The sequence below is a fragment of the Kitasatospora sp. NPDC086009 genome, assembly GCF_044540385.1.
In the GTDB taxonomy this organism is placed as follows: domain Bacteria; phylum Actinomycetota; class Actinomycetes; order Streptomycetales; family Streptomycetaceae; genus Kitasatospora.
Genome location: NZ_JBITSA010000012.1, coordinates 155725 through 181685 on the forward strand (window position 1 = coordinate 155725; position 25961 = coordinate 181685).

Sequence of the window (25961 nt, forward strand, 5' to 3'; positions counted from 1 at the left end):
CCGGCGTCACCGGAACCGTACGGGAGCGCCCCCGGGGCCGCCCGGAGCTCCGGGCGGCGGCGGATCAGGCGTTCGGGGCGACCCGGGCGAGGCCGTTGATGATGCGGTCCATGGCGTCGCCGCCCTGCGGGTCCGTCAGGTTGGCCAGCATCTTGAGCACGAACTTCATCAGCATCGGGTGGGTCAGGCCGCGCTGGGTGGCGAGCTGCATCACCTTGGGGTTGCCGATGAGCTTCACGAAGGCGCGGCCGAGGGTGTAGTAGCCGCCGTAGACGTCCTTGAGGATGCGCGGGTACGCCTGGAGGGCGCGCTCGCGGCCGCCCTCCGTCACCCGGGCGTTGGCCTGGACGATGACGCCGGCCGCGATCTGGCCGGATTCCATCGCATAGGCGATGCCCTCGCCGTTGAACGGGTTGACCATGCCGCCCGCGTCACCGACCAGCAGCAGGCCGCGGGTGTAGTGCGGCTGCCGGTTGAAGGCCATCGGCAGGGCGGCGCCGCGGATCGGGTCGGTCATGTTCTCGGGGGTGTAGCCCCACTCCGCCGGCATGCTCGCGCACCAGGCCTTGAGCACGTCGCGCCAGTCCAGCTCGCCGAAGGCGGGCGAGGAGTTGAGGATGCCGAGGCCGACGTTGGACGTGCCGTCGCCCATGCCGAAGATCCAGCCGTAGCCGGGCAGCAGCTTGCGCTCCCCGGCGCGGGTGTCCCACAGCTCCAGCCAGGACTCCAGGTAGTCGTCGTCGTGGCGCGGGGAGTTGAAGTACGTCCGGTAGGCGACGCCCATCGGACGGTCCTCCCGGCGGTGCAGGCCCATGGCCAGCGAGAGCCGGGTGGAGTTGCCGTCGGCCGCGACGACCAGCGGGGCGCGGAAGGTCACCGCACGCTTCTCGTCGCCGAGCCGGGCGGTGACGCCGACGATCCGGCCGGTCCGGTCGTCGAGCACCGGACCGCTGACGTTGCACCGCTCGTACAGCCGGGCGCCGGCCTTCTCCGCCTGACGGGCGAGCAGCTCGTCGAAGTCGGCGCGCTTGCGGACCAGCCCGTAGTCGGGGAACGCGGACAGCTCCGGCCAGTCCAGCTCCAGCCGGACCCCGCCGCCGATGATCCGCAGGCCCTTGTTGTGCAGCCAGCCGTTCCCGGTCGACACGTCGATCCCCATGTCGACCAGCTGCTTGGTGGCACGGGGCGTCAGACCGTCGCCGCAGACCTTCTCGCGGGGGAACGACGTCTTCTCCAGCAGCAGCACGTCCAGCCCGGCCTGGGCGAGGTAGTACGCGGTGGTGGCGCCGGCCGGGCCCGCGCCGACCACGATGACGTCCGCGGTGCTCTCCACGGGGCTGTCCGGCTTCGTCAGGTCGGCTGCGGTCTCGGACACGGTGGGCACTCTCCTGGAGCTACGGCTGGGGACGGAGGCGTTGACCCCGGCAGTCTAGTTGCCGCCCCCGGGACGGGGTCCGAGGGCGGCGTCCGCGGCGTCCGCCGCGCGCGGCGACCCCGGTGGTGTCCCCGGTGGTGTCCCCGCGGTCCGCGCCGGCGCCGTCCGGCACCACCGTGAGCACCACCGGCGCCGCCTCCCGCCGCCGGCGCGGGACGAAGGCGATGACCAGCACCCCGAGCGCCGCCGCCCCGGCACCGATCGCGAACGTCGCCCGGAAGCCGCCGAGCGAGGGCACCTGCGCCGGCCCGAAGGGGATCGCCGTGCGCGCGAGCACCGCACCGATGACGGCACTGGCGAAGGAGGTGCCGATCGAGCCATGCGGAGCCCGGCCACCACCATCGAGCGGCCCAGGCCGTAGCCGGGCCGACCGTTCACGCCGCACCAGCGCGCGGACCGTCGGACCGGGCCCTAGGAGACCTTGTACGCCCGGTGCAGGGCGACGATCCCGCCGGTCAGGTTGCGCCAGGCGACCTTGGACCAGCCGGCCTCCTGGAGCTTCGCGGCCAGCTCCGGCTGGTCCGGCCACTCCCGGATGGACTCGGCGAGGTAGACGTAGGCGTCCGGGTTGCTGCTGACCGCGGTGGCCACCGGCGGCAGCGCGCGCATCAGGTACTCGGTGTAGACCGTCCGCAGCGGCGTCCAGGTCGGCGTCGAGAACTCGCAGATCACCAGCTTGCCGCCGGGCTTGGTGACCCGGAACATCTCGCTCAGCGCCGCGTCGGTGTCCTGCACGTTGCGCAGCGCGAAGGAGATCGTCACCGAGTCGAAGGTGCCGTCGGCGAACGGCAGCCTGGTCGCGTCCCCCGCGGTGAGCGGCAGTTCGGGGTGGCGGCGCTTGCCCTCGGCGAGCATGCCGACCGAGAAGTCGCACGGGACGACCGTGGCGCCCGCCTCGGCGAAGGGCAGCGAGGAGGTGCCGGTACCGGCCCCGAGGTCGAGCACGACGTCGCCCGGACCGGCGGCCACCGCCTCGGCCACCGCCCGGCGCCAGGCACGGGCCTGGCCGAGGGAAAGCACGTCGTTGGTGCGGTCGTACTTGGCCGCGACGTCGTCGAACATGGCGGCGACTTCGTGCGGCTGCTTGTCCAGAGAGGCTCGGGTCACGTCCCCATTGTTCACCCTGCCACCGGCGGGTTCGGCAAGGGGGCACGCCGCCCGCCCGTCGCGGGCGCTCCGCGCGGCCCGTCACCGCCCCGGCCGGGGCGTGCCCCGGAGGGCGCGCGGCCTCAGTGCAGGCCGCGCCGCCCGCCCGAACGCCGCCTGCGGCGCGAGCGCTTGCCCTGCGTTATCGCGGGCATCCCCTCGGCCAGCGCGCCGGTCGCCAGCGCGACGGTGGTCGCGAACCGCCCGGTGCCGCTGCGGATGGCGACCGCCCGGCGGTGCCGGCGGATCCTCAGCACGCAGACCAGGAAGAGCACGACGGCCACCGGCACGCTGAACCGGGCCAGTCCGACGCCGACCGGCTGCGGGTAGGTGGCGCCGCAGATCCGGACCGCGCCCGGGTCGTCGGCGGCGTGCTCCAGGCAGACCGCGTCACCGACCTTGGCGCCGTCCGCCAGCGGCAGCGCGGCGGCGGTGTGCTGCTGGCCGGCGGCCCGGTAGCTGACGGTGCTGTAGGAGCCGCCGCCGGAGGGCATCTGGGTGACGACGCCGTCCACTCTCACCGGGTGCGCGCCGATCCGGTCGGCCTGCTCGGTCTGGCGCCAGCCGAGCAGGCACATGCCGACGGCCAGCACGGCACTGAGCACGGCGGTGAGGTACCAGCCACGGCCCAACCGCGGGAAGCGCGGCGGGGGGACGGTCGCGGATCGCATGGTTCCTGTCCTGGCTAGCCTTCGGGGCCTGGGACGGGGCCCCGCCACCCGCGGGGACGGGTGGTGCGTGGTGAGGGTACGGACTGAGCTGCCGGGATCGTATCCGCTGGCGGGCCCTCAGGTCACGGCGAAGGGTGAATCAGACAATATGGCCGACACCGCAGTTCGGCGGCACACGAAGGAACGTCCGTACGTCGCACAGGAGTCCGGCTACCCGCGAGTAGCCGGGGCTCAGCGTCGGCGGTACACCAACCGCCCGGCCAGGACCGTCGCCAGGCAGCCGGCCGGCCGTGGGGCCGGCCCGCGAGCGCCGTCGGAGGCACCGGCACCGGACGCACCGGCGGCGCCGACCGGCGCGAACACCGCGAAGTCGGCCCGCCCGCCCACGGCCAGCCGCCCGTGCACCGCCGCCGCGAGCGGCAGCACGGCGAGCGGGTCCAGCGGCCCCTCCGCACCGGGGGGACCGGCCGGACCGGGCAGCGCGGCCAGCCCGGACCGGGCCACCGCCGTCCGCACCGAGGCCCGCTCGAACGGGCCGGCCACCGCCGTCACCCCGGAGCCGAGCATCCGCTGCAGCCCGCGCCGGGCGCTCGCGCCGCAGCGCGCCTCGTCGGCCTCCCCCAGCAGTCCACCGGGCACCGGCGCGTCCCCGAGCTCCTCGCGCGGGTCCGGGTGGTACGCGCTCTCCAGCAGCCAGTGCCCGTACGGGTTGCGCAGCCCGGGGGTGAGCAGGGCGTCGCCCCAGTCGCGCAGCCGGACCCGGGGGTGGGCGGCGGCCAGCTCGGCGTGGCGGCCCAGGGCGGCGATCAGTTCGCCGTGCACCAGCACCGCCCCGTCGGCGACGGACGGGGCGGTGGGGTCGGCGGGGTCGGGCAGCACGAGGGCGGCCCGGTGCAGCGTCAGCATGGCGAGGTCACCGTTGCGGGGCCGGCGGGGGCGCCCCTGCGGCGGGCGCCCCGGACGCCGGCGTCAGCCGTTGTCGAGGATCTTCAGCTCGGGGTGCGCGGTGCCGCCCGCGATCGCCGTGGAGGCGATGTGCGAGGCGACCCGCGGGTCGACCGGGTCGTTGGCCGGGTCGTCCAGCACCCGCAGGTGCTCGTAGGTGGTCGAGCGCTGGGCCGGGACGCGGTCGGCGGCCCGGATCAGGTGGATCAGCTCGGTGAGGTTGGACCGGTGCTTGGCGCCGGCCGCCGAGACCACGTTCTCCTCCAGCATGACCGAGCCGAGGTCGTCCGCGCCGTAGTGCAGCGACAGCTGGCCGGCCTCCTTGCCGGTGGTCAGCCAGGAGCCCTGGATGTGCGCGACGTTGTCGAGGAACAGCCGGGCGATCGCGATCATCCGCAGGTACTCGAAGACGGTCGCCTGGGTGGAGCCCTTGAGGTGGTTGTTCTGCGGCTGGTAGGTGTACGGGATGAAGGCGCGGAACCCGCCGGTGCGGTCCTGCACGTCGCGGATCATCCGCAGGTGCTCGATCCGCTCGGCGTTGGTCTCGCCGGTGCCCATCAGCATGGTGGAGGTGGACTCCACGCCCAGGCCGTGCGCGGCCTCCATGATCTCCAGCCAGCGCTCGCCGGACTCCTTGAGCGGTGCGATCGCCTTGCGCGGCCGGGCCGGCAGCAGCTCGGCGCCCGCGCCCGCGAAGGAGTCCAGGCCCGCCTTGTGGATCCGGGTGATGGCCTCCTCGACCGACACCCCGGACAGCCGGGCCATGTGGTCGACCTCGGACGCGCCCAGCGAGTGGATCACCAGCTGCGGGAAGTCCGCCTTGATCGCCGCGAAGGCGCGCTCGTAGTACTCCACGCCGTAGTCCGGGTGGTGGCCGCCCTGGAACATGATCTGGGTGCCGCCCAGCTCGACCGTCTCCGCGCAGCGGCGCAGGATCTCGTCGAGGTCGCGGGACCAGCCCTTGTCGCTCTTCGGCGGCACGTAGAAGGCGCAGAACTTGCACGCCGTCACGCAGACGTTGGTGTAGTTGATGTTCCGCTCGATGATGTACGTCGCGATGTGCTCGGTACCGGCGTAGCGGCGGCGGCGCACCGCGTCGGCCGCCGAGCCGAGCGCGTGCAGGGGCGCCGAGCGGTACAGCTCCAGGGCCTCCTCCGGGCTGATCCGGCCACCGCCGGCCGCCCGGTCGAGCACGGCCTGCAGGTCGGTGCTGGGCGCATCGAGGGTGGTCGCTGCGAGCTCGGACACCTGGCGGCCTTCTCTCTCTCGGTACTGCTGTGCGTTTCAGTGCTTCCGGGTACGGCCGAACCAGCCTACGCCAGCGCTTTCGCGCGTCGGCGTCAGGCCGCTTTCCGCATCGTCCCGGTCGGGTTCCCGGCCGCCGGATCGGCGGAGGAGAACCGGATCGTGCCGTCCTTCTGCAGGGTGAGCGTCTCCGCGTTGGAGCCGCCGCTGCACGCCCCCGGCAGCGAGGAGCGGACCAGCCGGGAGGTGAACACCAGCTTCCCCTCGGACGCCGAGTCCAGCGTCCAGGCGCCCTCGCAGCTGACCGAGATCAGCCCGGTGACGGCGTTGCGGCTGGTGGTGTTCTCCTGCCCGACCGCGGCCGGGCCGATCACCAGCGTGGTGGTACCGGCGGGCAGCCCCTTGTCGGTGGTCATCTCCCCGCGCCAGGTGCCGAGGAAGCCGGCCGGCACGACGCTCGGGCCGCCGGTGCCCGGCGGCACCGGGCCGGGCGGCAGCGTGGTGGAGGAGGAGGTCGTGGACGAGGAGGTGGTGGAGGTCGAACTGGCCGACCAGCTGAACGAGGACGTGACCGTCGGCCCGTCGGTGGGCGGGTGCTCCACCGCCGCCTCGCCCCGGAAGCCCCGGTAGGCGCCGTAGCCGCCGGCCGAGAGCACCAGGAGGACGGCCACCGCGACCAGCGCCGCGTTCCGCACCCGGTGCCCCGGCCGCTCCGGCCCGGTCGGCGCCCGGTCCTGCGGCACGGCGTCGCGGGGCGGATCGTCGTACGACCCGTGGCCGACCGGCGGGTGACCGACCGGGCCGCCGCCGAGCGGCACCCGGTCGGTCGGGGTCCGGCCGCCCGGCAGGTCCGGCGCCGCGGCCGGGCGCCGCGGGGCGCCGGCTCCCCCGGCCTCCACCTCCCCCTCCAGGTCGAGCAGTTCGACCGCGCTGCGGCCGACCCCCGCCGCCAGCGCGGGCGGCAGCCAGCCGCCCCGCCCGAGTCGTACGGTGGCCGCGCCGTCGGCGTCCAGCCGCTCCCGGAGCTGCCACGGGGCCGGGCGGGCGGCCGGGTCCTTGGCCAGGCAGTCCAGCACGATCGGGCGCAGCGGCCCGGCCAGCCCGGAGAGGTCCGGCTCCTCGTGCAGCACCCGGTAGAGCAGCACCGCCACGCTCACCCCCTCGCCGAAGGGCTGCACCCCGGTGGCCGCGAAGGCCAGCACCGCGCCCAGCGAGAAGACGTCGCTCGGCGGCCCGGCCGGCTGCCCGTTCGCCTGTTCGGGCGACATGAAGCCGGGCGAGCCGACCACGTAGCCGGACTGCGTGAAGCCGCTGGTCGCGTCCAGCGCGCGGGCGATGCCGAAGTCGATCAGACGCGGCCCGTCCAGCGTCAGCAGGACGTTGGAGGGCTTGACGTCCCGGTGCACCAGTCCGAGGCCGTGGACATGGCCCAGCGCCTCGGCGAGCCCGACGCCGAGGGTCCGTACGGCCTGTTCGGGCAGCGGGCCGAAGTCCCGGACGGCGGTGCCGAGCGCGGGACCGGCCACGTAGCCGGTGGCCACCCAGGGGTGCTCGCCCTCGGTGTCGGCGTCCAGCACGGGCGCCGTCCAGGCACCGCCGACCCGGCGGGCGGCAGCGACCTCCTGCCGGAACCGCGCCCGGAACTCGGCGTCCTCCGCGAGCTCGCCGCGGACCAGCTTGACGGCCACCGTGCGGCCGCCGGCCGTCCGGCCGAGGTAGACCCGGCCCATCCCGCCCGCGCCGAGGCGCCGCAGCAGCCGGTACCCGCCGACCTGTCGCGGGTCGTCCGCCCCCAGTGCCTGCATCCCGCACGCTCCCCTCGACCGCCCGGCGTCGCCGGCGCCCTCCAGGCACCGCCGACCGCACGGATCTCGCGTGCAGACGCTACCGGGCCGCGCGGGGCGGGAGGGGTGGCGCGGAAGGACCGGTGCACCCCTTCCCCCGCGGTCGGACCTCCCGGCGGGGTCAGACCACCGCCGGTGCCGGCTCCAGCAGCCGGACCGTGACGTCCGGGGCGAAGCCGCTGTCCGGGGCGACCCGGCGGGCGAACTCGGCCATGCCGGCCAGCTGCCGCTCGCCGAGCGAGAAGTCCAGCGCCTCGCTGAAGTAGCGCTCCAGCACCCCGGCGTCGAACTCCTCCCAGCGGGCCGCGTGCTCGGCCACCGCGCCGGCCTCGACCAGTGAGAGGTCGCGGGACTCCAGGAAGGCCCGGTGCACCGCCGCCGTCAGCTCGGGGCTGCGGTCGGCGAAGTCGCGGCGGGCGGCCCAGACGGCGAAGACGAAGGGGAGACCGGTCCACTCCTTCCACATCGCGCCGAGGTCGTGCACGGTCAGGCCCTGGTCGGCCGCCTGTCCCAGGTAGGCCCGCAGCGCCGGGTCGCCGATCAGCACGGCGGCGTCGGCCTCGGCGAGCATCGCGTCCAGGTCGGGCGGGCAGCTGAAGTACTCCGGCCGCACCCCCTCGCGCTCCTCCAGCAGCAGCCGGGCCAGCCGCACCGACGTCCGGCTGGTGGAGCCGAGGGCGACCCGGCGGCCGTCGAGCTCGGCCAGCGGGACCTTGCTGACGATCACGCAGGACATCACCGGTCCGTCGCTGCCGACCGCGATGTCGGGCAGCACCAGCAGCTCGTCCGCGTGCCGCAGGTACTCGACGCAGGTGATCGGGCCGATGTCGAGGGAGCCGCCGACCAACTGGTCGCTGAGCTTCTCCGGAGTGTCCTTGGTGAGGTCGAGATCGAGCAGATTGCCCGTCCTGGCCAGCCCCCAGTAGAGGGGTACGCAGTTCAGGAACTGAATGTGTCCGACCCGCGGCCTGACCGGGGGGTTCTGCCGGGGCTCGTGCGTTTCCGCATCCGGTACCGCCACTGCGCCGCTCCCTTGCTGTTCGTGGGCCTCCAGGCAGGGTATGCCCGCCCTTCCGGAAGCCCCGCACCGGCCTTGCGACACGCCCTGTCCGGCCCGTAAGTCACCCCTGGTCGTCACCGCGACCGCATGCTAGCGTTGCCCTCAGTTGCAGTTTGATTCCCCTTGCAGTACTTGAAGCCTGCGGAGCATGTAACCGCAGGCTTTTTGTAGTTTTTCAGCAATATCGAAAAACTCCGGACCCGTCCGGAGGCAGGGCGATCAGCGCAGCGGACCGGGTGCCACACGGTGTGGCCCCCAATACGTCCCTCGCAAGGAGAACGGCATGGCTCAGGGAACCGTCAAGTGGTTCAACGCTGAGAAGGGCTTCGGCTTCATCGCCCAGGAGGGCGGCGGCCCCGACGTCTTCGTCCACTACTCCGCCATCAACGCGAACGGTTTCCGCTCGCTGGAGGAGAACCAGGCGGTCAGCTTCGACGTCACCCAGGGTCCGAAGGGCCCGCAGGCGGAGAACGTTACCGCTATCTGATCATCCTCTGATGACCTGATCGCTCGGGACCCCTCGGGTCCGCAGACGGCCCCCGCGGCCGTCATCATGAGCACAAGAGCAGTACCCAAGGGGGCCCGGCCAGCTGCCGGGCCCCCTGCCTTTCCCGGCCCGGCGCCGGTCTCGCGGAACCACGCACAGGTGCCCACTCCCGGCGGCCGCGGACCCCTCCGACCCTCTCCCGGCCCGGCCCGCCCCCGTTCCGCCGCCGGTCGACGGCGTGACCGACGGCCCGCCCCGGGACGGCGGGCTCCGGTGCCCGACCGGCACCACTCGCGACGACACCGCCTGGAACGTAAAGGTGTTGTCGGACTGTCAGACGTGATCCCTATGCTGTGCTGCCGCCTCCCGGCCCGGTCACCGGTGCCCGGGCGCGCGGCACAGCCGTGAGCCCCGGCACCGCCGGGGCCGTTTCCCCAGGGAGAACGTCATCACCACGCATTCCGGCGCTCGCCGCCGAATACTCACCGCCCTCGGCGCGACGGCGGTCCTGTCCGTCGCGGCTCTGGGACCGGCGCAGGCCGCGCCCGGCACCTCGCCGGCCCCCGGCAAGAACGTCTCCTACCTCGGACACACGTTCACGGTGCCGGCCGACTGGCCCGTGACCGACCTGACGGCCGATCCGACGGCCTGCGTGCGCTTCGACCAGCACGCCGTCTACCTCGGCACGCCGGGGGCCCGGCAGGACTGCCCCGCCCACCTGGTGGGCCGGACCGAGGCGCTGCTCCTGGAGCCCGGCGCCGAGGGCGCCCCGTCCGCCACGACCGTGTCGGAGATCGACCGCGAGGTCCGCGCCACCGCCCCGGGCGTCACGGCCACCGGCGTGTACGGCGACGACCAGGCGCTGGTCCGGACGATCCTCGCCTCGGCCGGGTTCTCGGCCGGCCCGGCGCGGAAGCCGGGCCCGGCCGCCGCGGCGCCGGCCGCGGGAGCGCCCGCCACCGGGTCCGCCGCCGCGACCACGGCCGCCGCGCCCGCGCTGCCGGCCGACGCGACCAGGTACACCGGCAAGGGCTTCGACGCCTGCACCGCACCCGACTCCGCCGCGATGAGCGCCTGGCGCGCCGACTCGCCCTACCAAGCCGTCGGCATCTACATCGGCGGAGCGGCCCGGGCCTGCGCCCAGCCCAACCTGACGGCCGCCTGGATGCAGCAGCAGTACACCGCCGGCTGGCGCTTCCTGCCGGTGTACGTCGGTGCCCAGGCATCGCGGATCACCTCGCCGGCCGCGCAGGGCACCGCCGCGGCCGACGACGCCGTGGCGCAGGCCGCCGCCCTCGGGCTCGGCCCCGGGAGCGTCCTGTACTACGACATGGAGTCCTACAACGTCGCGGCCTACTCCGGGGTGGTCCAGCCGTTCCTCTCCGCCTGGACGACCGAACTCCACGCGCTGGGCTACAACTCGGGCCTCTACAGCAGTGCCGCCACCGGCATGGCGGACCTGGTCGCCACGGCCGCGAGCGGCAAGGGCTACGCCATGCCCGACGCGCTGTTCACCGCGCGCTGGAACGGTGTCGCGGACACCGCCGACCCGGCGCTCCCGAGCACCGCCTGGGCCGGGCACCAGCGGGCCCACCAGTACGACGGCAACGCCACCGAGACCTGGGGCGGCGTCACGATCGGCATCGACCGGGACTACCTCGACGTCCAGGTCACCACCAGGCCGACCGGCAAGCCCACCCAGACCGGCATCTACCGCCCCGCGAGCCAGACCTTCGCGCTGGCCGACAGCGTCGGCAACCTCACCCACGCCGCGCCGTTCGGCTCGGCGAACGACATCCCGCTCACCGGGCACTGGAGCGGGCCGGGCCGGGACACCATCGGCATCTACCGGCCGGGCGACCGGGCGTTCTACCTGACCAACGACAACGCCAACGTCACCTTCTCGGTCCCGTTCGGCGACACCGGCGACATCCCGCTGGTCGGGGACTGGAACGGCGACGGCAAGGACACCATCGGCATCTACCGGCCGGGCGACCGGGCGTTCTACCTGACCAACGACAACGCCAACGTCACCTTCTCGGTCCCGTTCGGCGACACCGGCGACGTCCCGATGGTGGGCGACTGGAACGGCGACGGCAAGGACACCATCGGCATCTTCCGGCCGAGCACGCACGGGTTCTACCTGAGCGACTCCAACACGTCGATCGGCGTCGACCACACGGTCCTGTTCGGCGACACCGGCGACATCCCGGTCAAGGGCGACTGGAACGGCAGCGGGACGGACAAGGTCGGCATCTACCGGCCGGGCGCGGCGAGCTTCTACGGCGCGTTCCAGGACTCCGGCGCTCCGCTCTACAGCCTCCGCTTCGGCGAGGCCACCGACACCCCGCTCACCGGCCGCTGGTGAACCGGCGGCCGTCGCCCGGGCGGGCCGCCGGGCCGTCCGCCCGCTGAACCGACGGCAACGGGCCCTCTCCCGGCGTGGGGAGAGGGCCTGTGGTGCTGCGGGCGCGGCTGTCAGGCCGCGGCGGGGGCCTTCGCGGAGGCCTGCGCCGGAACGGTCGCCGCGGGGGCGTCGTCGTACAGGTCACCGTGCGGGTTGTTGTAGGCGACCAGGTCCAGCGTCTTCTCCCGGGCCGCCACCAGGACCGGCACGACCGCTTGACCGGCGACGTTCGTCGCCGTGCGGACCATATCGAGGATCGGGTCGATGGCGAGGAGGAGGCCGACGCCCTCCAGGGGCAGGCCCAGGGTGGAGAGGGTCAGGGTCAGCATCACGATCGCGCCGGTGAGGCCCGCGGTGGCGGCCGAGCCGATGACCGAGACGAAGGCGATCAGCAGGTAGTCCTTGATGCCGAGGTCGATGCCGTAGACCTGGGCGACGAAGATCGCGGCCAGCGAGGGGTAGATCGCGGCGCAGCCGTCCATCTTGGTGGTCGCGCCGAACGGCACGGCGAACGAGGCGTACTCGCTCGGGACGCCGAGGCGCTCGGTGACGCGGCGGGTGACCGGCAGGGTGCCGACCGAGGAGCGGGAGACGAAGGCCAGCTGGATGGCCGGCCAGGCGCCCTTGAAGAAGTTCAGCGGGTTGAGGCCGCCGACGAACTTCAGCAGCAGGGAGTAGACCACGAACAGCACCAGGGCGCAGCCGACGTAGACGTCGATGGTCAGCGTGGCGAAGGGCTTCAGCAGGTCCCAGCCGTACTTGGCGACGGACTTGCCGATCAGGCCGAGGGTGCCGAGCGGCGAGAGCCGGATGACCCACCAGAGGGCGGTCTGCACGAGCTCCAGGACGGACTCGCTGAGCTTGAGGACGGGCTCGGCCTTCTTGCCCAGCTTGATGATCGCCGCGCCGGTCACGACCGCCAGGAAGACGATCTGCAGGACCTCGACCTCGGTGAAGGCGGTGACGATGTTGGTCGGGAAGATGCCGGTCAGGAAGTCGATCCAGCTACCGGTGGACTTCGGCGCCTTCAGGCCCTCGGTCTTCAGGTCGGTGCCGTGGCCCGGGTTGGTCAGCAGGCCCAGGCCGAGGCCGATCGCGACGGCGATCAGCGAGGTGATCAGGAACCAGAGCAGCGTCCGGGCGGCCAGCCGGGCCGCGTTGGTGACGTTGCGCAGGTTGGCGACCGACACCACGATCGCGGTGAAGACCAGCGGCGGGACGGCCAGCTTCAGCAGCTGGACGAAGATCTTGCCGATCGTCTCCAGGGTGGTGGCCAGCCAGGAGATGTCGGCCGCGCGGGCCAGGTAGCCGAGGCCGACGCCGAGCACGAGGCCGGCGACGATCTGGACCCAGAACGGGGTCTTGCGGATTCTGGCGAGCACGGACGGCGACGAGGTCGCCTCGGGCGCTGTGGACATGACGGTGCGGCTCCGGGGAGGGCGTTGCTGACGGTGGGGTGAGGCGGGGAAGGCGGCACGGCGGGTGGGCCGGACGGGAGGACGCGGCCCCGTCAGGGGCGTGCCGCCTGGATACAGCTCATGGCACGACAACGGCGCGCGCTGTCCACAGCACCCGTCAGGCAGCACGCGCGGGCGGCCGTGGGCACCGGGCCCGAGCCGTACATCCGCGCTGCTCCTGAGGTGGTCATGGCCGATACGTTAGCAGTAAAGGTTTGAGATGTTCAAAGTACTTGTTTGAGATGTGACCCGCGCAAGGGTAAATCCGGACACGAACGAGGCTGACGCACCATCAGATCACGCCAGGGGTCCGATTGACCGCTCAGCAGTTATACGTATAACTTGGAGAGAGTCCCCGCCCTCCCCTGCCCCGACCCGGAGAACCGTCCATGGGCTATGTCGCCCTGCTCCGCGCCCCGCACGTCAGCCGTCTGCTCCTCGGCACCCTGCTCGGCCGCCTCCCCGCCGGTATGACCGCCCTGGTGATCGCGCTGGCCCTGCGCGAGGCCGGCACCCCCTACAGCCGGATCGGGCTGGCCACCGCCGCCTACGCGATCTCGGCCGCCGTGGGCGGGCCGGTCCTCGGCCGGATCGTGGACCGCACCGGCCAGCCGCGGGTGCTGCTCGCCTCCGCCGTGGTCGCGGGCGGCGGGTACGCGCTCCTGGCACTCGCGCCGGGCTCGGCGCTGGCCGCACCGGTCGGCGCCGCGATCGCCGGACTGGCCATGCCGCCGCTCGAACCCTGCCTGCGCTCGCTCTGGCCGGATGTCGTCGCCGAGGAGCAGCTCGACACCGCGTACGCCTTCGACTCCGCCTCGCAGCAGATCCTCTACGTGGCCGGCCCGCTCGCGGTGGCCGGGATCGCCGGGGCCTTCAGCCCGGTCGCGGCGCTCTGGGTGGCGGCCGGGCTGGGGCTGGCCGGGGCCCTGGTGGTGGCCACCGCCGGACCGGCCCGGGCGTGGCAGGCACCGCCGCGCGCGCACTCGGCCGGTCTGCTCGGGCCGCTCCGCTCGCCCGGCCTGGTACTGCTGCTGATCGGCCTGGCCGGCGCCGGCTGGGCGGTCGGTGCCCAGAACGTGCTGTTCATCGCCTACGCGGAGGCGCACGAGGGCGGCCTGCCGGGCGGCGCGGGAACGCTGCTGGCGCTGGCCGCGCTGGGCGGACTGCTCGGCGCGCTCGGGTACGGGGCGGTGCGCTGGCGCAGCGGAACGGCGACCCGCACCTGGGTGATGGCGCTCGGGATGGCCGTCTCCTACCTCCCGCTGGTGCTGCTGCCCGGGCCGTACGCGATGGCCGCGCTGGCCTTCCTGTCCGGGATCGGGCTGGCCCCGCTGCTGGCGGCCGCGTTCGTCCTGGTCGCCGAGCTGGCCCCGGTGGGCACGGTGACCGAGGCGTTCGCCTGGCTGGTGACGCTGTTCGCGACCGGCAACTCGCTCGGCTACGCCGTCTCCGGCAACCTCGCCGAGGACTCGCTGCGCCCGGTGGCGCTCTGCGCGGCCGGCGGGATCGGCCTGGGCGGGCTGCTGCTGTTCGGCGCCCGCCGCTGGTTCCAGCCGCTGCCGGCGGCCCCGGTGGCGCAGCCGGTACCGGTGGGCTGAACCCACCCCTCATACGTGACCGCGCCCGTCGGACCGGGTGGTCTGGCCGACGGGCGCGGTCACTGACCGTCGACGGGGTCCGGCCGGCGAACTCCGTCCCGACCGGCAGGGGTGTCGGTGATCAGACCGTTGATCGGAGCGTCCGCACGCCGGAATCTCATCGTCGGCTCATTCGCCCGCCGCTGCGGCGCGAGACGCCCTGACGGCATTTCACCTGTCCGAGCTAATCCGAACGGCCGGTCCCGGTGGGCGAGGCGCCGGAGGCGGGGCTCCCGGCCGCGGGGGTACCGGTCGCGGCGGTCCCGGTCGCGGTCGAGGAGCGCAGCACCAGCGAGGTCGCCAGCGGCGGCACCGGCGCGACCGGCTCGCCGCGGAGCAGGTCCGCGAGGGCCGCGACCCCGGCCCGGCCCAGCTCCTCGCCGGGCAGGTCCACGGTGGTGAGGGGCGGGGTGAGCAGCTCGGCCACCGGGATGTTGTCGATGCCGACCACCGAGAGGTCCGCGGGCACCCGCAGACCGAGTTCGGCGGCCGCCTGGTAGACCCCGGAGGCCACCACGTCGTCGTCGCAGATCACCGCGTGCGGGCGGTCGGGGCCCGCCAGCATCCGGCGGGCGGCGCCGCGGGCGGCGGGCTGGCCCTCGTTGAGGCTGACGCCCAGCTCGACCACGTCCAGGCCGAGTTCCGCGGCGGCCTGCTCGAAGGCGGCCTGGCGGACCCGGAAGGTGTACGCGGCGTGGGTGGAGCGCAGCCGGCCGATCCGCCGGTGCCCCAGCCCGGCCAGGTGTTCGACGGCGGCGCGCATGCCGCCGGCCACGTCCAGCTCGACGGTCGGCCGGGCCCGGTCGGTGCCGGGGTCGGCGTCCAGGAAGACCGCGGGGGTGTCGGCGGGCAGCGCACCGAGCTGGCTGTCGTCCGGGGAGCAGATCAGCAGGCCGTCGAACCGGCTGGTGGTGGCCGCGTCGGCGAGGGTGGCGCTCCCCCAGCCGGAGCTGACCACGACGGCCAGGCCGTGCCGGCCGGCCTCCTCGTGGACGCCCTCCAGCACCCGGCCGAAGAACGGGCCGAGGATGTTCGGCACGGCCAGCAGGATCATGCCGCTGCGGCCGAGCCGCAGTTGCCGGCCGGCCGCCTGCGGGCGGTAGCCGAGGCTGCGGGCCGCCTCCCGGACGCGTTCCCGGGTGGCGTCGGAGACCCGGCGGCCCGCCTCGGGGCCGGAGAACACCAGCGAGACGGTGGCCTGCGAGACCCCGGCGAGCCGTGCCACGTCCCGCCCGGTGGGCTTGCGGACCGGAGCCGGCCAGGTGCCGCTGACGCTCCCGCCCTGCGGCGCGGCGGGCCCGGGCAGCGGCTCGCGCAGCGGCTCGGAGAGCGGCCCGGCCGGCGGCTCGCGGTCGGCCGGCGGCTCGGGGTCGGGGGTGGGCACGGCGGTGACGCGGATCAGCCCTGCAGGGCGGTCGCGCGCGCGGCGTCGTCGGCCGCGTCCTCCTCGGCGTTCTGGTCGGCGATCCGCGCGGCCGTCCGGCTGCGGAGGCCGTCGACCCTGCCGGAGATCTGGGCCGACATCGCGTCGCGCTGCCGGCTCAGCAGCACGTAGCTGAGCGGCGCCGAGACCACGGCGGCCACCAGGAACAGGAAGATCGCGCCGGTCTGCCCCTTGACCGGGATGACCTGGAAGTGGCCCAGCAGCAGGGCGACCAGCAGGCAGCCGAGGAAGATGCTGACCCGCATGGAGGTGTAACGGAGCGTGGCGTGGGACTTGTCGCTCACCTTGCTGCTCACGGGGGACACATCCTTCTCTGCGCGGGGACCGGACCGGTATCCCAGTGAAGCATGCCCGACGCGCCGCGCGGGGCACGGGTCACCCGGCCCCCGCGCGGCCGTCCGTCAACGCAGGTCCAGCCACATCGTGACGTCGTCGCGGTCGTCCCCGGGGGCCACCCGGATCGCGGCGGGGACCCGGCCGACCTCGGTGTAGCCGCAGCGGGCGTAGAAGGCCTCCAGCCCGAGACCGCCGCGCAGGGTCAGCCGCAGTCCCTCCAGCCCCCAGGCCCGGGCCACCCGCTCGGCCTCGGCCATCAGCTCGGCGCCGTAGCCGCGGCCCTGGAAGTCGGGGTGCACCATGACGCGCTTGAGCAGCCGCCAGTGGTCCATCAGGCCGAACCGCATGGAGTCGAGGAAGAGCAGGGCGGCCAGCCGGCCGCTCTCCCGCTCATGGGCGATCAGCAGCCGGTCCGGCCCGGCGGGCGCGAGGCCGGCGAAGTGCGGGTCGGCGGTCTTCCAGACCTCGTCCTCCGTCACCGGCGCCACGAAGCCGACCGCGCCGCCGGCGTTGGTGACGTCGGTCCAGAGCCGGACGATGTCGGCGCGCAGGTCCGGACCGGGCTCGGGGTCGAGGGTGAAGGCGAGCGTCATGACGGTGAGCCTAGTGTCCGCTCACGACAGGCTCGGCGCGGGCGCCCCCGCCCCCGGCCGGTCCGCCCGCAGGGCCAGGCAGAGCAGCACGGCGACCGCGCAGAGCCCGCCGGCCGCGTACCAGGCGAGGTCGTAGGTGCCGAGCGCGTCCCGGGCGAGGCCGGCCAGCCCGGCCACCGCGGCCGCGCCGAGCTGGTGGCAGGCCAGCACCCAGCCGAAGACGATCGGCGCGTCGTCGCCGAAGTGCCGTCGGCAGAGCGCGACGGTCGGCGGGACGGTGGCCACCCAGTCCAGGCCGTAGAAGATCACGAAGGCCAGGATCGGCGGCTCCAGCGAACCCGCGAACAGCTGCGGCAGCAGGAACAGCGAGAACCCGCGCAGCGCGTAGTAGACGACCAGCAGCAGCCGGGAGTCGAAGCGGTCGGTGAACCAGCCGCTGGCGATGGTGCCGATCACGTCGAAGATCCCGATCAGGGCCAGCAGGCTCGCCGCCGTAGTGACCGGCAGGCCGTGGTCGTGCGCGGCGGGGATGAAGTGGGTGCCGACCAGCCCCGCCGTCGTCGCGCCGCAGATCGCGAAGGAGCCGGCCAGCAGCCAGAACGCCCGGCTGCGGGAGGCGTCCCGGAGCACCCGCAACGAGCGGGCCAGCGCCCGGTTGTCCGCCACCGGCGGGGGCGGCTCCTCGGTCGCGCCGTACGGGAGCAGGCCGAGGTCGGCGGGCCGCTCGCGCATCAGCAGCAGCACCGGGACGGCGACCGCGCTGGCCGCCAGCGAGACGACGACGACCGCCGAACGCCAGCCGTGCTCTTCCACCAGCCAGGCGCCGACCGGCAGGAAGACCAGGTTGCCGGCCGCGCCGGCGGCCGTGAGCACACCGGTGACCAGGCCCTGGCGGGCCCGGAACCAGCGGCCGGTGACGGTGGTGGCGAACGCGCCGGCCATCGAGCCGCTGCCGAGGCCCACCAACACGCCCCAGCAGAGGATCAGTTGCCAGGGCTCGCGCATCAGCATGGTGAGCCCGGCGCCGACCGAGATGGTCAGCAGCGCGCAGACCACCACCAGCCGGACGCCGAAGCGGTCCATCAGCGCGGCGGCGAAGGGGGCGGTGAGGCCGTAGAGCGCGAGGTTGACCGAGGTGGCGCTGGATATCGTCCCCATCGACCAGCCGAACTCGTTGTGCAGCGCGTCCATCATCAGGCTGGGCGTGGAGCGGAAGCCGGCCGATCCGAGCAGCACCAGCAGCGAGACCGCGGCGACCACCCAGGCGTAGTGCGGCCGGGGGCGGCCGGTGCGGCTCGGCCGCGGGAGCCCGGAGGGGGCGAGGTCCGGTGCGGGGGCCGGTGCCTCGGGGCGGGCCGGCGCGGCGGTCGGGCCCGGGGTGGGGGTGTGGCGTTCGTTCACCCGGCCGAGTCTCCCGAACGGCCCGAACGACCACGAGTGGCCTGACTGCCAGCTTTCGCAAAGATCGGGCCAGCGGTTCGGCGTACGCTGGTCGCCGGCCCGGGCGACGGGCGGCGGGGTGCCCGGCGGCAGGCGGCGGGCGCCGGCGGGGAACGGAAGGGCGGGCGCGATGGCGCACAGGATCGCGGTACTGGCGCTCGACAGGGTGATCGCCTTCGAACTGGGCATCCCCGCAAGGATCTTCGAGTCGGCCAAGGACGCCGACGGCGTGCCGCACTACCAGGTGGCCACCTGCACCGTGGACGGCCGGCCGGTCCCCACCAGTACGGACTTCCGGATCGCCGTCGACCACGGGCCCGAACTCCTGGAGTGGGCGGACACCGTGGTGATCCCGGCCTCCGCGGACCAGGGGCCCCGGGAGGTCGACGCCCGGCTCGATCCCGCCCTGGTCGCCGCGCTGGCCAGGATCCGGCCCGGCACCCGGCTGGTGTCGATCTGCACCGGCTCCTTCGTCCTGGCGGCCGCCGGACTGCTGGACGGCCGCCCGGCCACCACCCACTGGCGCTACACCGAGCTCTTCGCCGCCCTGTACCCGAAGGTCCGGCTCGATCCGGACGTCCTGTTCACCGACGACGGGGACGTCCTCACCTCGGGCGGGGTGGCGGCCGGCATCGACCTCTGCCTGCACATCGTGCGCCGCGACCACGGCAGCGCGGTGGCCAACGCGGTGGCCCGCACCTGCCTGGTGCCGCCCTGGCGCGAGGGCGGCCAGAAGCAGTACGTCGAACTCCCCCGCCCGGCCGTCGACGCCGGCCCCGGCGCCGCGGCGGTCCGCGCCTGGGCGCTGGAGCACCTGGACCAGCCGCTCCCGCTGCGCCTGCTCGCCGACCGGGCGGGCATGAGCGTGCGGAGCTTCACGCGGCGGTTCCGCGAGGAGACGGGCAGCAGCCCGGGCCAGTGGCTGACGGTCCAGCGCGCCGAGCGCGCCCGCCAGTTGCTGGAAAGCACCGACATGACGATCGACCAGGTGGCCCGGGAATCCGGCTTCGGGACGGCGGCCTCACTGCGGCTGCGGCTGCGCGGGCGGCTGGACGTCGCGCCGAGCGCGTACCGGCGCACCTTCCGGTCGGCGGAGCGGTCGCACTGACGGGGCGCCACCCCCGCGGGCCGCTCAGCGGCGGCAAGTCGGCGGCGAATGACCGGAACCGGCCCTGCGGAACGCACGGATCGGACGGCGGCGGGCCGCACGCACCCCGAGCACGGCACGGCCCGCCGCCATCCGATCGTGAAGCACGGGCCCTGAACCCGCGCAAAGCCCACCGCACTCGCCAAGGAGCCACCGCGCGATCGGCGTACCACGGCCCCCCTGCTGACATGATCCCCCTGGACAGCAGCACCGCAGCGGCGTTCGGGTGTTCCCTCGGCGTCCCCTCGCAACGGAGAGCTGCTCCCAGAGTGATCAGTCGGATACGTCACGTCAATGGGTTGTCCGAAATTCGGAATGGTTGCGTCAGGTTTCGGCCCGTTGATCGTCGGGCCTCACTGGGCCAGTGCGGCCCAGTCCACGGCGGTCAGCGGGTCCACCGGCGGCGCGCCGGCGCCGATCTCGCACCAGACGCGCTTGCCCGAACCGTCCGGATACCAGCCCCAGCGGTCGCAGAGCAGTTCGACCAGCTCCAGGCCCCGCCCGTTGGTGGCGTCGGCGTCCGGCCCCGCGTGCCGGGGAGCCGGCGCGGCCTGGCTGGCGTCGGCGACCTCGACCCGGAGCGGGCCGATCGCGGCCGTCTCGCGCGGCGCGCCGCCGCAGCCCGTCCCGTCCACCGGCCCGCCGGCCGGCGGGCAGCCGCCGGCCGCCGAAGTACCGCTCCCGGCCGGGGAGTCGTCGACGGGGAAGCAGAGCCGCAGGACGGCCGGACAGCCGGTGTGCACCACGGCGTTGGTCACCAGTTCGGAGACCACCAGGACGACCGTCTCGGCGATCTGAGCGTCCGGGTCCACCCCGTGGTTGAGCAGCCGCGAGCGCACCCAGCGGCGGGCCCGGCCGACCTCCGCGGGGTCCGCCCGCACCGCAAGCTGTACCTGAAGAACCTGCACCGCTCCACCACCCGCACTCGCAGTTCGGCCATCGTCTCGATCGGGCCGGATCGTCCAGCCGGCTGGTCCCGGCTCCCGCCGGGCCGCCGCAGGCCGGGCCGCCGTACGTTCACATCCGGTACGTCGCGCCCGCGCCATCTCGTCCGTCGCGCTCCGGCTGCGACACGAATACGCCTCAGGATGGTTCGACGGGCGGACCGCAGCAAGCGCTTCGGGCATATTCCAACGATCGGGGGACAGGGCAGTGCATACTGTCCCGTTCACTCTGGCGAGCCTCGTACCGGCGATCGTCCGGCCCGGGCCGACCGGCCGGACATGCAGTGGCGAACCTACCGCCGGACACCCCGGGCGCGCCGCCCGCCACTCGCGAACCACCCGTGCGACATATGTCCAACGGCCTTCGAACAGCGGGAGCCGCGGCAGATCCCACGATGTGACGATCCGAAACCGGGTGGCCCTCCGGTACCGAATCCGCCCGCTCCCGGAAGGCCGCAGGATACCGTTGGGCACGGCAGCGAACCCCACGGTAGGAGGGTGGTTACCGATGGCCACCCCCGGCAGCGCCCCGCGCTGGGACGAACAGCTCCAACGGCGCCTCGCCCGCGGCGAGGAGACGGCACTGGGCGAACTGTACGACCAGCTCGCGCCGATGGTGCACGGACTGGCCGGGCGGATACTGGCCGACCAGGCCGCCGCCACCCAGCTGACCCGCGAGATATTCGCCCACGTCTGGGAGCACCCCGAGGCCTTCGACCCCGCCCAGGGCTCGCTCCGTTCCTGGCTCGGCGCCCTGACGCACAGCCGCGCCGTCGACCGCCTGCGGGTCCGGCGGGCCGCCGAGGCCCCGCTGGGCGTCGAGGGCGCGGACGGCACCGGCGCGCAGGGCGGGCCCGTCGAGGAGGAGATCCGGGCCGTGGCCACCGCCGCCCGCGTCCAGTACGTGGTCGACTCCCTCCCGCAGAGCCTGCGTGAGACCATCGAGGTGTCGTACTACGACGGCCGCACCTACCAGGAGACGGCCCGCCGGCTCGGCATCACCGAGCAGACCGCCAAGCAGCGGATGCGGCTCGGCCTGGAGCTGCTGGCCACCGAACTCGCCGAGGAGCGCGCCCATCAGCGGCAGCCGGGCCCGCCCGACTGCCGGCGGCACGACGGGTGCGACGGCGGGCCGCGGCAGGGCACCGCGCCGCACGAGGGACCGGGTCACCCGGGGCAGTGGCACGGCGATCGGCACCACGAAGGACAGCCCCACGAAGGCCGGCACGACGAAGGCCGGCACGACGAAGGCCGGCACGACGACGGACAGCGGCACGACGGGCGCCGGCACGACGGACCGCGCCACGGGAACGAGGGCGGGGGCACGTGACCATCACCGAGGAGCAGCACGAGGCCCTGCGCTCGCTGCTCGGCGCCTGGGCCCTGGGTGCCTGCCCGCGGCGCGAGGCCGCCGAGTTGGAGCAGCACCTGCGCGGCTGCCCGGGCTGCGCCGAGGAGGCCGCCCGGCTCCGGGACGCGGCCGGCTGGCTCTCCGCCGACGAGCCGCTCGACCAGCCCGCCTCGCTGCGCCAGCAGGTCCTCGACTGGTGCCTGACCCGGCGGCCGGCCGAACTGCCCGTCCCCGCCTGGGGCGTTCCCTACACCGCGGAGACGGCCAAGCTCGACGCACTGCTGCGCGACCTCGGCCCGGAGGAGTGGCAGGAGGTCGCCGAACTCCCCTGGCACGGCGGTACCGAGTACCTGCGCCCGGCCGAGGTGCTCTGCCATCTCGCCGCGGTGGACGGCTACGTGGCACTCGCCCTCGGGCTGCCCGACCCCGTCCCGGGCGGCGGCGCGGCGACGGCCGACCGCCGGGTGCCGCCGCAGGACGCGGCTCCCCCGCTCCCCCGGGTGCCCCGGCAGAGCGGCCCGCCGTGGGCCGGGATCACCGAGCGCACCGCCCGGCTGACCGCCGAGCAGGCCGGGCAGCCCCCGCAGCGGGTCCGGGCCCGGTGGCGCCGGCACTGCCACGAGCTGGTCCGCACCGCGGCCCTGGCCCCGCAGGGCAACACCCCGGTGGACTTCGGCTTCGTGACCGTCCCGCTGCGCGACGCCTTCGTCGACCGGGCCTTCGAGTGCTACGTGCACGGCGAGGACGTGGCCCGCGCGGTCGCCTACCCGTACGCCCCGCCGGCGCCGCAGCACCTGCGGCAGATGGTCGACCTGGCCGTACGGATGCTCCCGGCCGCGCTGGCGGGCCTGCGGGCCTCCCGGCCCGAGCACGCCGGGACCCCCGCGGGCGCACCGCCCGACGGCGCCGCCCGGACCGGCCGGCAGATCCGGCTGGTCATCGACGGACCGGCCGCCGGCGAGTGGCTGATACCGCTGGACGGCCCGGAGTGCGGACCGCCCGGCGGTGAGCCGGTGGCCGCGATGGTCCTGGACGGGCTGGAGTTCTGCCAGCTGGCCGCCGCACACCGCGACCCGGACCGGGTGCCGGTCGGCGAGCACGGCGACCGGGCGGCGATCCGCGAGGTGCTCCGGGCGGCGCCGCTGCTGTCCCGCCCATAGCCGGACGGGACGCGGGCGGACGGGACGCGGGCGAGCGGCGCCGGCAGACCCGGGCGGACTCTAGGTGAAGACCACCGTGCGGGTGCCGTTGAGCAGCACCCGGTGCTCGCTGTGCCACTTCACCGCGCGCGCCAGCGCCTGGCACTCGACGTCCCGGCCGAGCGCGACCAGCTGGTCCGGGGTGATGTCGTGGGTCACCCGGGCCACCTCCTGCTCGATGATCGGGCCCTCGTCGAGGTCGGCGGTGACGTAGTGCGCGGTGGCGCCGATCAGCTTCACACCCCGGGTGTGGGCCTGGTGGTAGGGCTTGGCGCCCTTGAAGCTCGGCAGGAAGGAGTGGTGGATGTTGATCACCTTGCCGGACAGCGCGGTGCAGAGCTCGTCCGAGAGCACCTGCATGTAGCGGGCCAGCACGACCAGCTCGACATTCTCCTTGGCCACCAGGTCCAGCAGTTCCTGCTCGGCCGCGGCCTTGTTGTCCCGGGTGACCGGGATGTGGTGGAACGGGATCCCGTAGCCCTCGGTGAGGTCGCGGAAGTCGGTGTGGTTGGAGACCACCGCGGCGATCTCCACCGGCAGCGCGCCGATCCGGGTGCGGAACAGCAGGTCGTTCAGGCAGTGCCCGAACTTGCTGACCATCAGGACGATCCGCATCCGCTCCTCGGTCGGGTGGATCTGCCACTCCATCCCGAACGACGCGCCGATCGCGGCGAAGCTGGCCCGCAGCTTGTCCACGCTCACCGGCTCGGCCGCGGTGAAGTGCACCCGCATGAAGAACAGTCCGCTGTCCCCGTCCCCGAACTGCTGGCTGTCGATGATGTTGCAGCCGGTCATGAAGAGGTAGCTGGAGACCGCGTGAACGATGCCCTGCTTGTCGGGGCAGGACAGCGTGAGGACGTACTGGGCGCTGGCCGTCTGCTGTTCCACGGTGGGGATATCCCGTCCTGAGGTCGTGCCGGTGGTGAATGGTCCAGCGTGTCACATCCTGGACAGCGACCGTTCCGCTGCCCGCACTGCGGGACGCTCCGGCCCACCGGCGGACAGGCCGGGACCCGGGCCGCCGGCGCGGGTCCGCGCCGAAGTGCCCGGAAGGGGCTCAGGACGGGCTCAGGACGAGGTCAGGATGCGCAGCACGTCCAGCGAGCGCGGCGGGGCGTCCGGGTCCTCGCCGTCGTTGACCGCCAGCTTGACGTGGGCCTCCCGGGCCGCCCGGACCGCCTCCGGCCAGCCGTGGTGGCCCAGGTAGGCGGAGGCCGGGGCGTCCGCGCCGACCTGGTGCAGGATCCGGACCACCCGCAGCACCGCGACGTCCACCACCGCCGCCTCGGCCGAGTCCCGGAAGATCGTGCCGACGTACTTCTCGGCGGACCAGCGGTCCAGCCAGGTGTCCTCGACCAGCCGGTAGACGGCGTCGGTCACGTCCCCGAAGCCCTCCCGGCCGGAGAGCCAGGTCTCCTGCTGGAACCCGGGGTCGGACAGCATGTGCAGCGCCGAGCGCAGTCGGGCTCGCCAGCGCCACCAGGGCAGGTCGTTGAGCGGCATGCCGCCCATCGTGCTGGAGCGGTGGCCCGGACGAGAAGGGTTTCGGGAAGACCGATACGAAGAATCTGAGCTGGCGGACATGGACAGCGATCGTACGTTCCCCGACGGTTCGTGCTCCACTCCCCATCTACACGCGTCCCCACCCGGAGTTCCGTCGGCGTTTGCCGTTCATTCGCTTTTCGGCCCTCTCTGCTTGCGACGCCCGGGCTTGGCTGGGCCGGTACGCAGCAGAAGCGCCCCGGGAGGGAAGACCGATGACCGGCCTCAAGGGCTCGTCCCAGGCTCAGAACCCGATCGTGGCACGGCGCAACCGCCGCCCGATCGCCGCAGCCGCCATCACCGTGGCGCTGCTCCCCACCCTCTTCTCGGCCTCCGCGTGCGGCGGACCGGCCGACGCCGCCACCGGCAAGGGCGAACTGACCGTGATGACCTGGGCCCCGTCCGGCACCGGCACCGCGGACCGGCCCGGTATGACGGCCCTCGCCGAGGCCATCGGCCGCGACCTCAACGCCAAGGGCGGTCTGAACGGCCGCCCGCTGCGGGTCCTGACCTGCAACGAGCACAACACCGCCGACGGGGCCGCGGCCTGCGCGCAGCAGGCCGTGGACGCCAAGGCGGTCGCCGTGCTCGGCTCCTACAGCCAGTACGGGGACAGCTTCATGCCCGTCCTGGAGCGCGCCGGCATCCCGCTGATCGGCGGGTACGGGCTCTCCCAGCCCGAGTTCAGCAGCCCGCTCTCCTACCCGGTGGGCGGCGGTCTGCCGGCGCTGATCGGCGGCAGCGGCCGGCAGCTGGTGGAAGCCGGCTGCAAGGCCGTCGCGCTGGTCCGGCCGGACACCCCGGCCGGCGACAACCTGCTCGGCTACTTGGCCAACGCGCTGAAGCCGGCCGGGATCAAGCTGCTGGACGTCAAGGCGCCCGAGCAGTCCAGCGACTACGCGCCGGTCGTCCGCAAGGCGATCGGCAAGGACGAGCCGGGGAACTGCATCACCTCCGCGCTCGCCGCCGAGCCGACCGGCAACCTGCTGGACTCCTACCGCCGGCTGGGCCCCAAGAACACCCGGGTCGCGTCGGTGATCGGCAGCGTCCAGCAGTCGGTGGTCGACTCCACCGGCGGCGACAGCGGCCCGCTGGCCGGCGCGTTCGTCACCAGCTGGTACCCGCCGGAGTCGGCCAAGGTCTGGGACGCGCTGCGCTCGGTGGTGTCCGGCGACTCCGCCGGCGGCCGCAGCGTGGACGTCTCCGACCCCGGGGTGCAGACCACCTGGGTCGCCTACGAAGTCTTCCGGCAGGTCGCCGACCGGCTCTCCGCCGCCGGCCGCCCGCTCACCGCCAAGACCGTGACCGCCCTGCTGGACGGCGGCGAGCAGATCGACGTCGGGCTCACCCCGCCGCTGAACTGGGGCACCACCAACATGCTGGCCAGCACCGAGTCGCCCCGGCTGGTCAACACCTGGGTGACCTACCAGGTGGTCAAGGGCGGCCGGCTGGCCCTGCAGCAGCCGGGTTTCGTGGACGTCCGCTGGGTGCTCACCGGGAGCCGGCCGCCGGCCTGACCGGCCTCGACGGGGCCCGCGGCGGGGGGGGGGCCCGGGCCCCCCCCCCCCCCCCCCCCCCGGCCCCGCCCCCCCCCCCCCGGGGGGGGCCCCCCGCCCCCCCCGCCGCCCGCC

23 protein-coding genes are annotated in these 25961 nt (G+C 74.2%); 7 read left to right on the forward strand and 16 right to left on the reverse strand.

Going from position 1 to position 25961, the window contains the following annotated elements; genetic code table 11:
- Positions 1-64 precede the first annotated feature (64 nt).
- The 8 genes from ACIF6L_RS25720 to ACIF6L_RS25755 all read right to left on the reverse strand — a co-directional run bounded on the left by ACIF6L_RS25720 (position 65) and on the right by ACIF6L_RS25755 (position 8307).
- Positions 65-1354: a geranylgeranyl reductase family protein gene (locus ACIF6L_RS25720; RefSeq protein ID WP_329492213.1), complete on the reverse strand. Its 1290-nt coding sequence runs from the start codon at positions 1352-1354 to the stop codon at positions 65-67.
- Between the two features lie 40 nt (positions 1355-1394).
- Positions 1395-1712: a hypothetical protein gene (locus ACIF6L_RS25725; RefSeq protein WP_396488795.1), complete on the reverse strand. Its 318-nt coding sequence runs from the start codon at positions 1710-1712 to the stop codon at positions 1395-1397.
- A gap of 134 nt (positions 1713-1846) precedes the next feature.
- Positions 1847-2542 (reverse strand): demethylmenaquinone methyltransferase, encoded by a 696-nt coding sequence (locus ACIF6L_RS25730; protein ID WP_329489232.1) that lies wholly within the window; start codon positions 2540-2542, stop codon positions 1847-1849.
- A gap of 122 nt (positions 2543-2664) precedes the next feature.
- Entirely contained in the window at positions 2665-3252 is a 588-nt protein-coding gene (locus ACIF6L_RS25735; protein WP_329489231.1) for a hypothetical protein, read from the reverse strand.
- Positions 3253-3483: 231 nt separating this feature from the next.
- A complete protein-coding gene (locus tag ACIF6L_RS25740; protein WP_396488797.1) occupies positions 3484-4158 on the reverse strand; it encodes an imidazolonepropionase-like domain-containing protein in 675 nt (224 codons plus the stop codon).
- 63 nt (positions 4159-4221) lie between these two features.
- Entirely contained in the window at positions 4222-5445 is a 1224-nt protein-coding gene (mqnC, locus tag ACIF6L_RS25745; protein WP_329489229.1) for a cyclic dehypoxanthinyl futalosine synthase, read from the reverse strand.
- 92 nt (positions 5446-5537) lie between these two features.
- Complete coding sequence (locus ACIF6L_RS25750; protein WP_396488799.1) at positions 5538-7247, reverse strand: serine/threonine-protein kinase; 1710 nt, start codon at positions 7245-7247, stop codon at positions 5538-5540.
- 160 nt (positions 7248-7407) lie between these two features.
- Positions 7408-8307, reverse strand: a complete 900-nt coding sequence (locus ACIF6L_RS25755) for a menaquinone biosynthesis protein (RefSeq protein ID WP_359836694.1) — start codon at positions 8305-8307, stop codon at positions 7408-7410.
- A gap of 322 nt (positions 8308-8629) precedes the next feature.
- Here ACIF6L_RS25755 and ACIF6L_RS25760 point away from each other — a divergent pair, with 322 nt between their 5' ends.
- On the forward strand, positions 8630-8833 hold the full coding sequence (locus tag ACIF6L_RS25760) for a cold-shock protein (protein ID WP_057227626.1): 204 nt from the start codon (positions 8630-8632) through the stop codon (positions 8831-8833).
- Positions 8834-9452: 619 nt separating this feature from the next.
- A complete protein-coding gene (locus tag ACIF6L_RS25765; protein WP_396492588.1) occupies positions 9453-11201 on the forward strand; it encodes a DUF1906 domain-containing protein in 1749 nt (582 codons plus the stop codon).
- Positions 11202-11311: 110 nt separating this feature from the next.
- On the opposite strand, the gene ACIF6L_RS25770 is transcribed toward ACIF6L_RS25765, so the two are convergent.
- Entirely contained in the window at positions 11312-12658 is a 1347-nt protein-coding gene (locus ACIF6L_RS25770) for a dicarboxylate/amino acid:cation symporter (RefSeq protein ID WP_396488802.1), read from the reverse strand.
- 428 nt (positions 12659-13086) lie between these two features.
- On the opposite strand from ACIF6L_RS25770, the gene ACIF6L_RS25775 reads away from it, so the two are divergent.
- Positions 13087-14295, forward strand: a complete 1209-nt coding sequence (locus ACIF6L_RS25775) for an MFS transporter (protein WP_396488804.1) — start codon at positions 13087-13089, stop codon at positions 14293-14295.
- A 223-nt stretch (positions 14296-14518) separates the two neighbouring features.
- Here the strand turns inward: ACIF6L_RS25775 and ACIF6L_RS25780 are convergent, their stop codons facing one another.
- From ACIF6L_RS25780 to ACIF6L_RS25795, 4 genes are all read right to left on the reverse strand, one after another.
- Positions 14519-15718: a LacI family DNA-binding transcriptional regulator gene (locus tag ACIF6L_RS25780; RefSeq protein WP_396488805.1), complete on the reverse strand. Its 1200-nt coding sequence runs from the start codon at positions 15716-15718 to the stop codon at positions 14519-14521.
- A gap of 14 nt (positions 15719-15732) precedes the next feature.
- Entirely contained in the window at positions 15733-16074 is a 342-nt protein-coding gene (locus ACIF6L_RS25785) for a DUF4229 domain-containing protein (protein WP_329489223.1), read from the reverse strand.
- 105 nt (positions 16075-16179) lie between these two features.
- The gene (locus ACIF6L_RS25790; RefSeq protein ID WP_329489222.1) at positions 16180-16707 is read right to left on the reverse strand and encodes a GNAT family N-acetyltransferase; all 528 of its coding nucleotides are present in this window, start codon (positions 16705-16707) and stop codon (positions 16180-16182) included.
- A gap of 21 nt (positions 16708-16728) precedes the next feature.
- The gene (locus tag ACIF6L_RS25795; protein ID WP_396488807.1) at positions 16729-18108 is read right to left on the reverse strand and encodes an MFS transporter; all 1380 of its coding nucleotides are present in this window, start codon (positions 18106-18108) and stop codon (positions 16729-16731) included.
- A gap of 169 nt (positions 18109-18277) precedes the next feature.
- Between ACIF6L_RS25795 and ACIF6L_RS25800 the strand changes: the two genes are divergently transcribed.
- The gene (locus ACIF6L_RS25800) at positions 18278-19255 is read left to right on the forward strand and encodes a GlxA family transcriptional regulator (protein ID WP_396488808.1); all 978 of its coding nucleotides are present in this window, start codon (positions 18278-18280) and stop codon (positions 19253-19255) included.
- A gap of 392 nt (positions 19256-19647) precedes the next feature.
- Here the strand turns inward: ACIF6L_RS25800 and ACIF6L_RS25805 are convergent, their stop codons facing one another.
- The gene (locus ACIF6L_RS25805) at positions 19648-20202 is read right to left on the reverse strand and encodes an ATP-binding protein (RefSeq protein WP_396488809.1); all 555 of its coding nucleotides are present in this window, start codon (positions 20200-20202) and stop codon (positions 19648-19650) included.
- Positions 20203-20746: 544 nt separating this feature from the next.
- Between ACIF6L_RS25805 and ACIF6L_RS25810 the strand changes: the two genes are divergently transcribed.
- Positions 20747-21568, forward strand: a complete 822-nt coding sequence (locus ACIF6L_RS25810) for a sigma-70 family RNA polymerase sigma factor (protein WP_396488811.1) — start codon at positions 20747-20749, stop codon at positions 21566-21568.
- Entirely contained in the window at positions 21565-22749 is a 1185-nt protein-coding gene (locus ACIF6L_RS25815; RefSeq protein ID WP_396488812.1) for a zf-HC2 domain-containing protein, read from the forward strand. Before ACIF6L_RS25810 ends, ACIF6L_RS25815 begins: the two co-directional genes overlap by 4 nt.
- A gap of 60 nt (positions 22750-22809) precedes the next feature.
- Here the strand turns inward: ACIF6L_RS25815 and purU are convergent, their stop codons facing one another.
- Positions 22810-23676, reverse strand: a complete 867-nt coding sequence (gene purU / locus ACIF6L_RS25820; protein WP_396488814.1) for a formyltetrahydrofolate deformylase — start codon at positions 23674-23676, stop codon at positions 22810-22812.
- Positions 23677-23856: 180 nt separating this feature from the next.
- Positions 23857-24372: a hypothetical protein gene (locus ACIF6L_RS25825; RefSeq protein WP_352291437.1), complete on the reverse strand. Its 516-nt coding sequence runs from the start codon at positions 24370-24372 to the stop codon at positions 23857-23859.
- Positions 24373-24545: 173 nt separating this feature from the next.
- Between ACIF6L_RS25825 and ACIF6L_RS25830 the strand changes: the two genes are divergently transcribed.
- Positions 24546-25847, forward strand: a complete 1302-nt coding sequence (locus ACIF6L_RS25830; protein WP_329489215.1) for an ABC transporter substrate-binding protein — start codon at positions 24546-24548, stop codon at positions 25845-25847.
- The last annotated feature ends 114 nt before the right edge of the window (positions 25848-25961 follow it).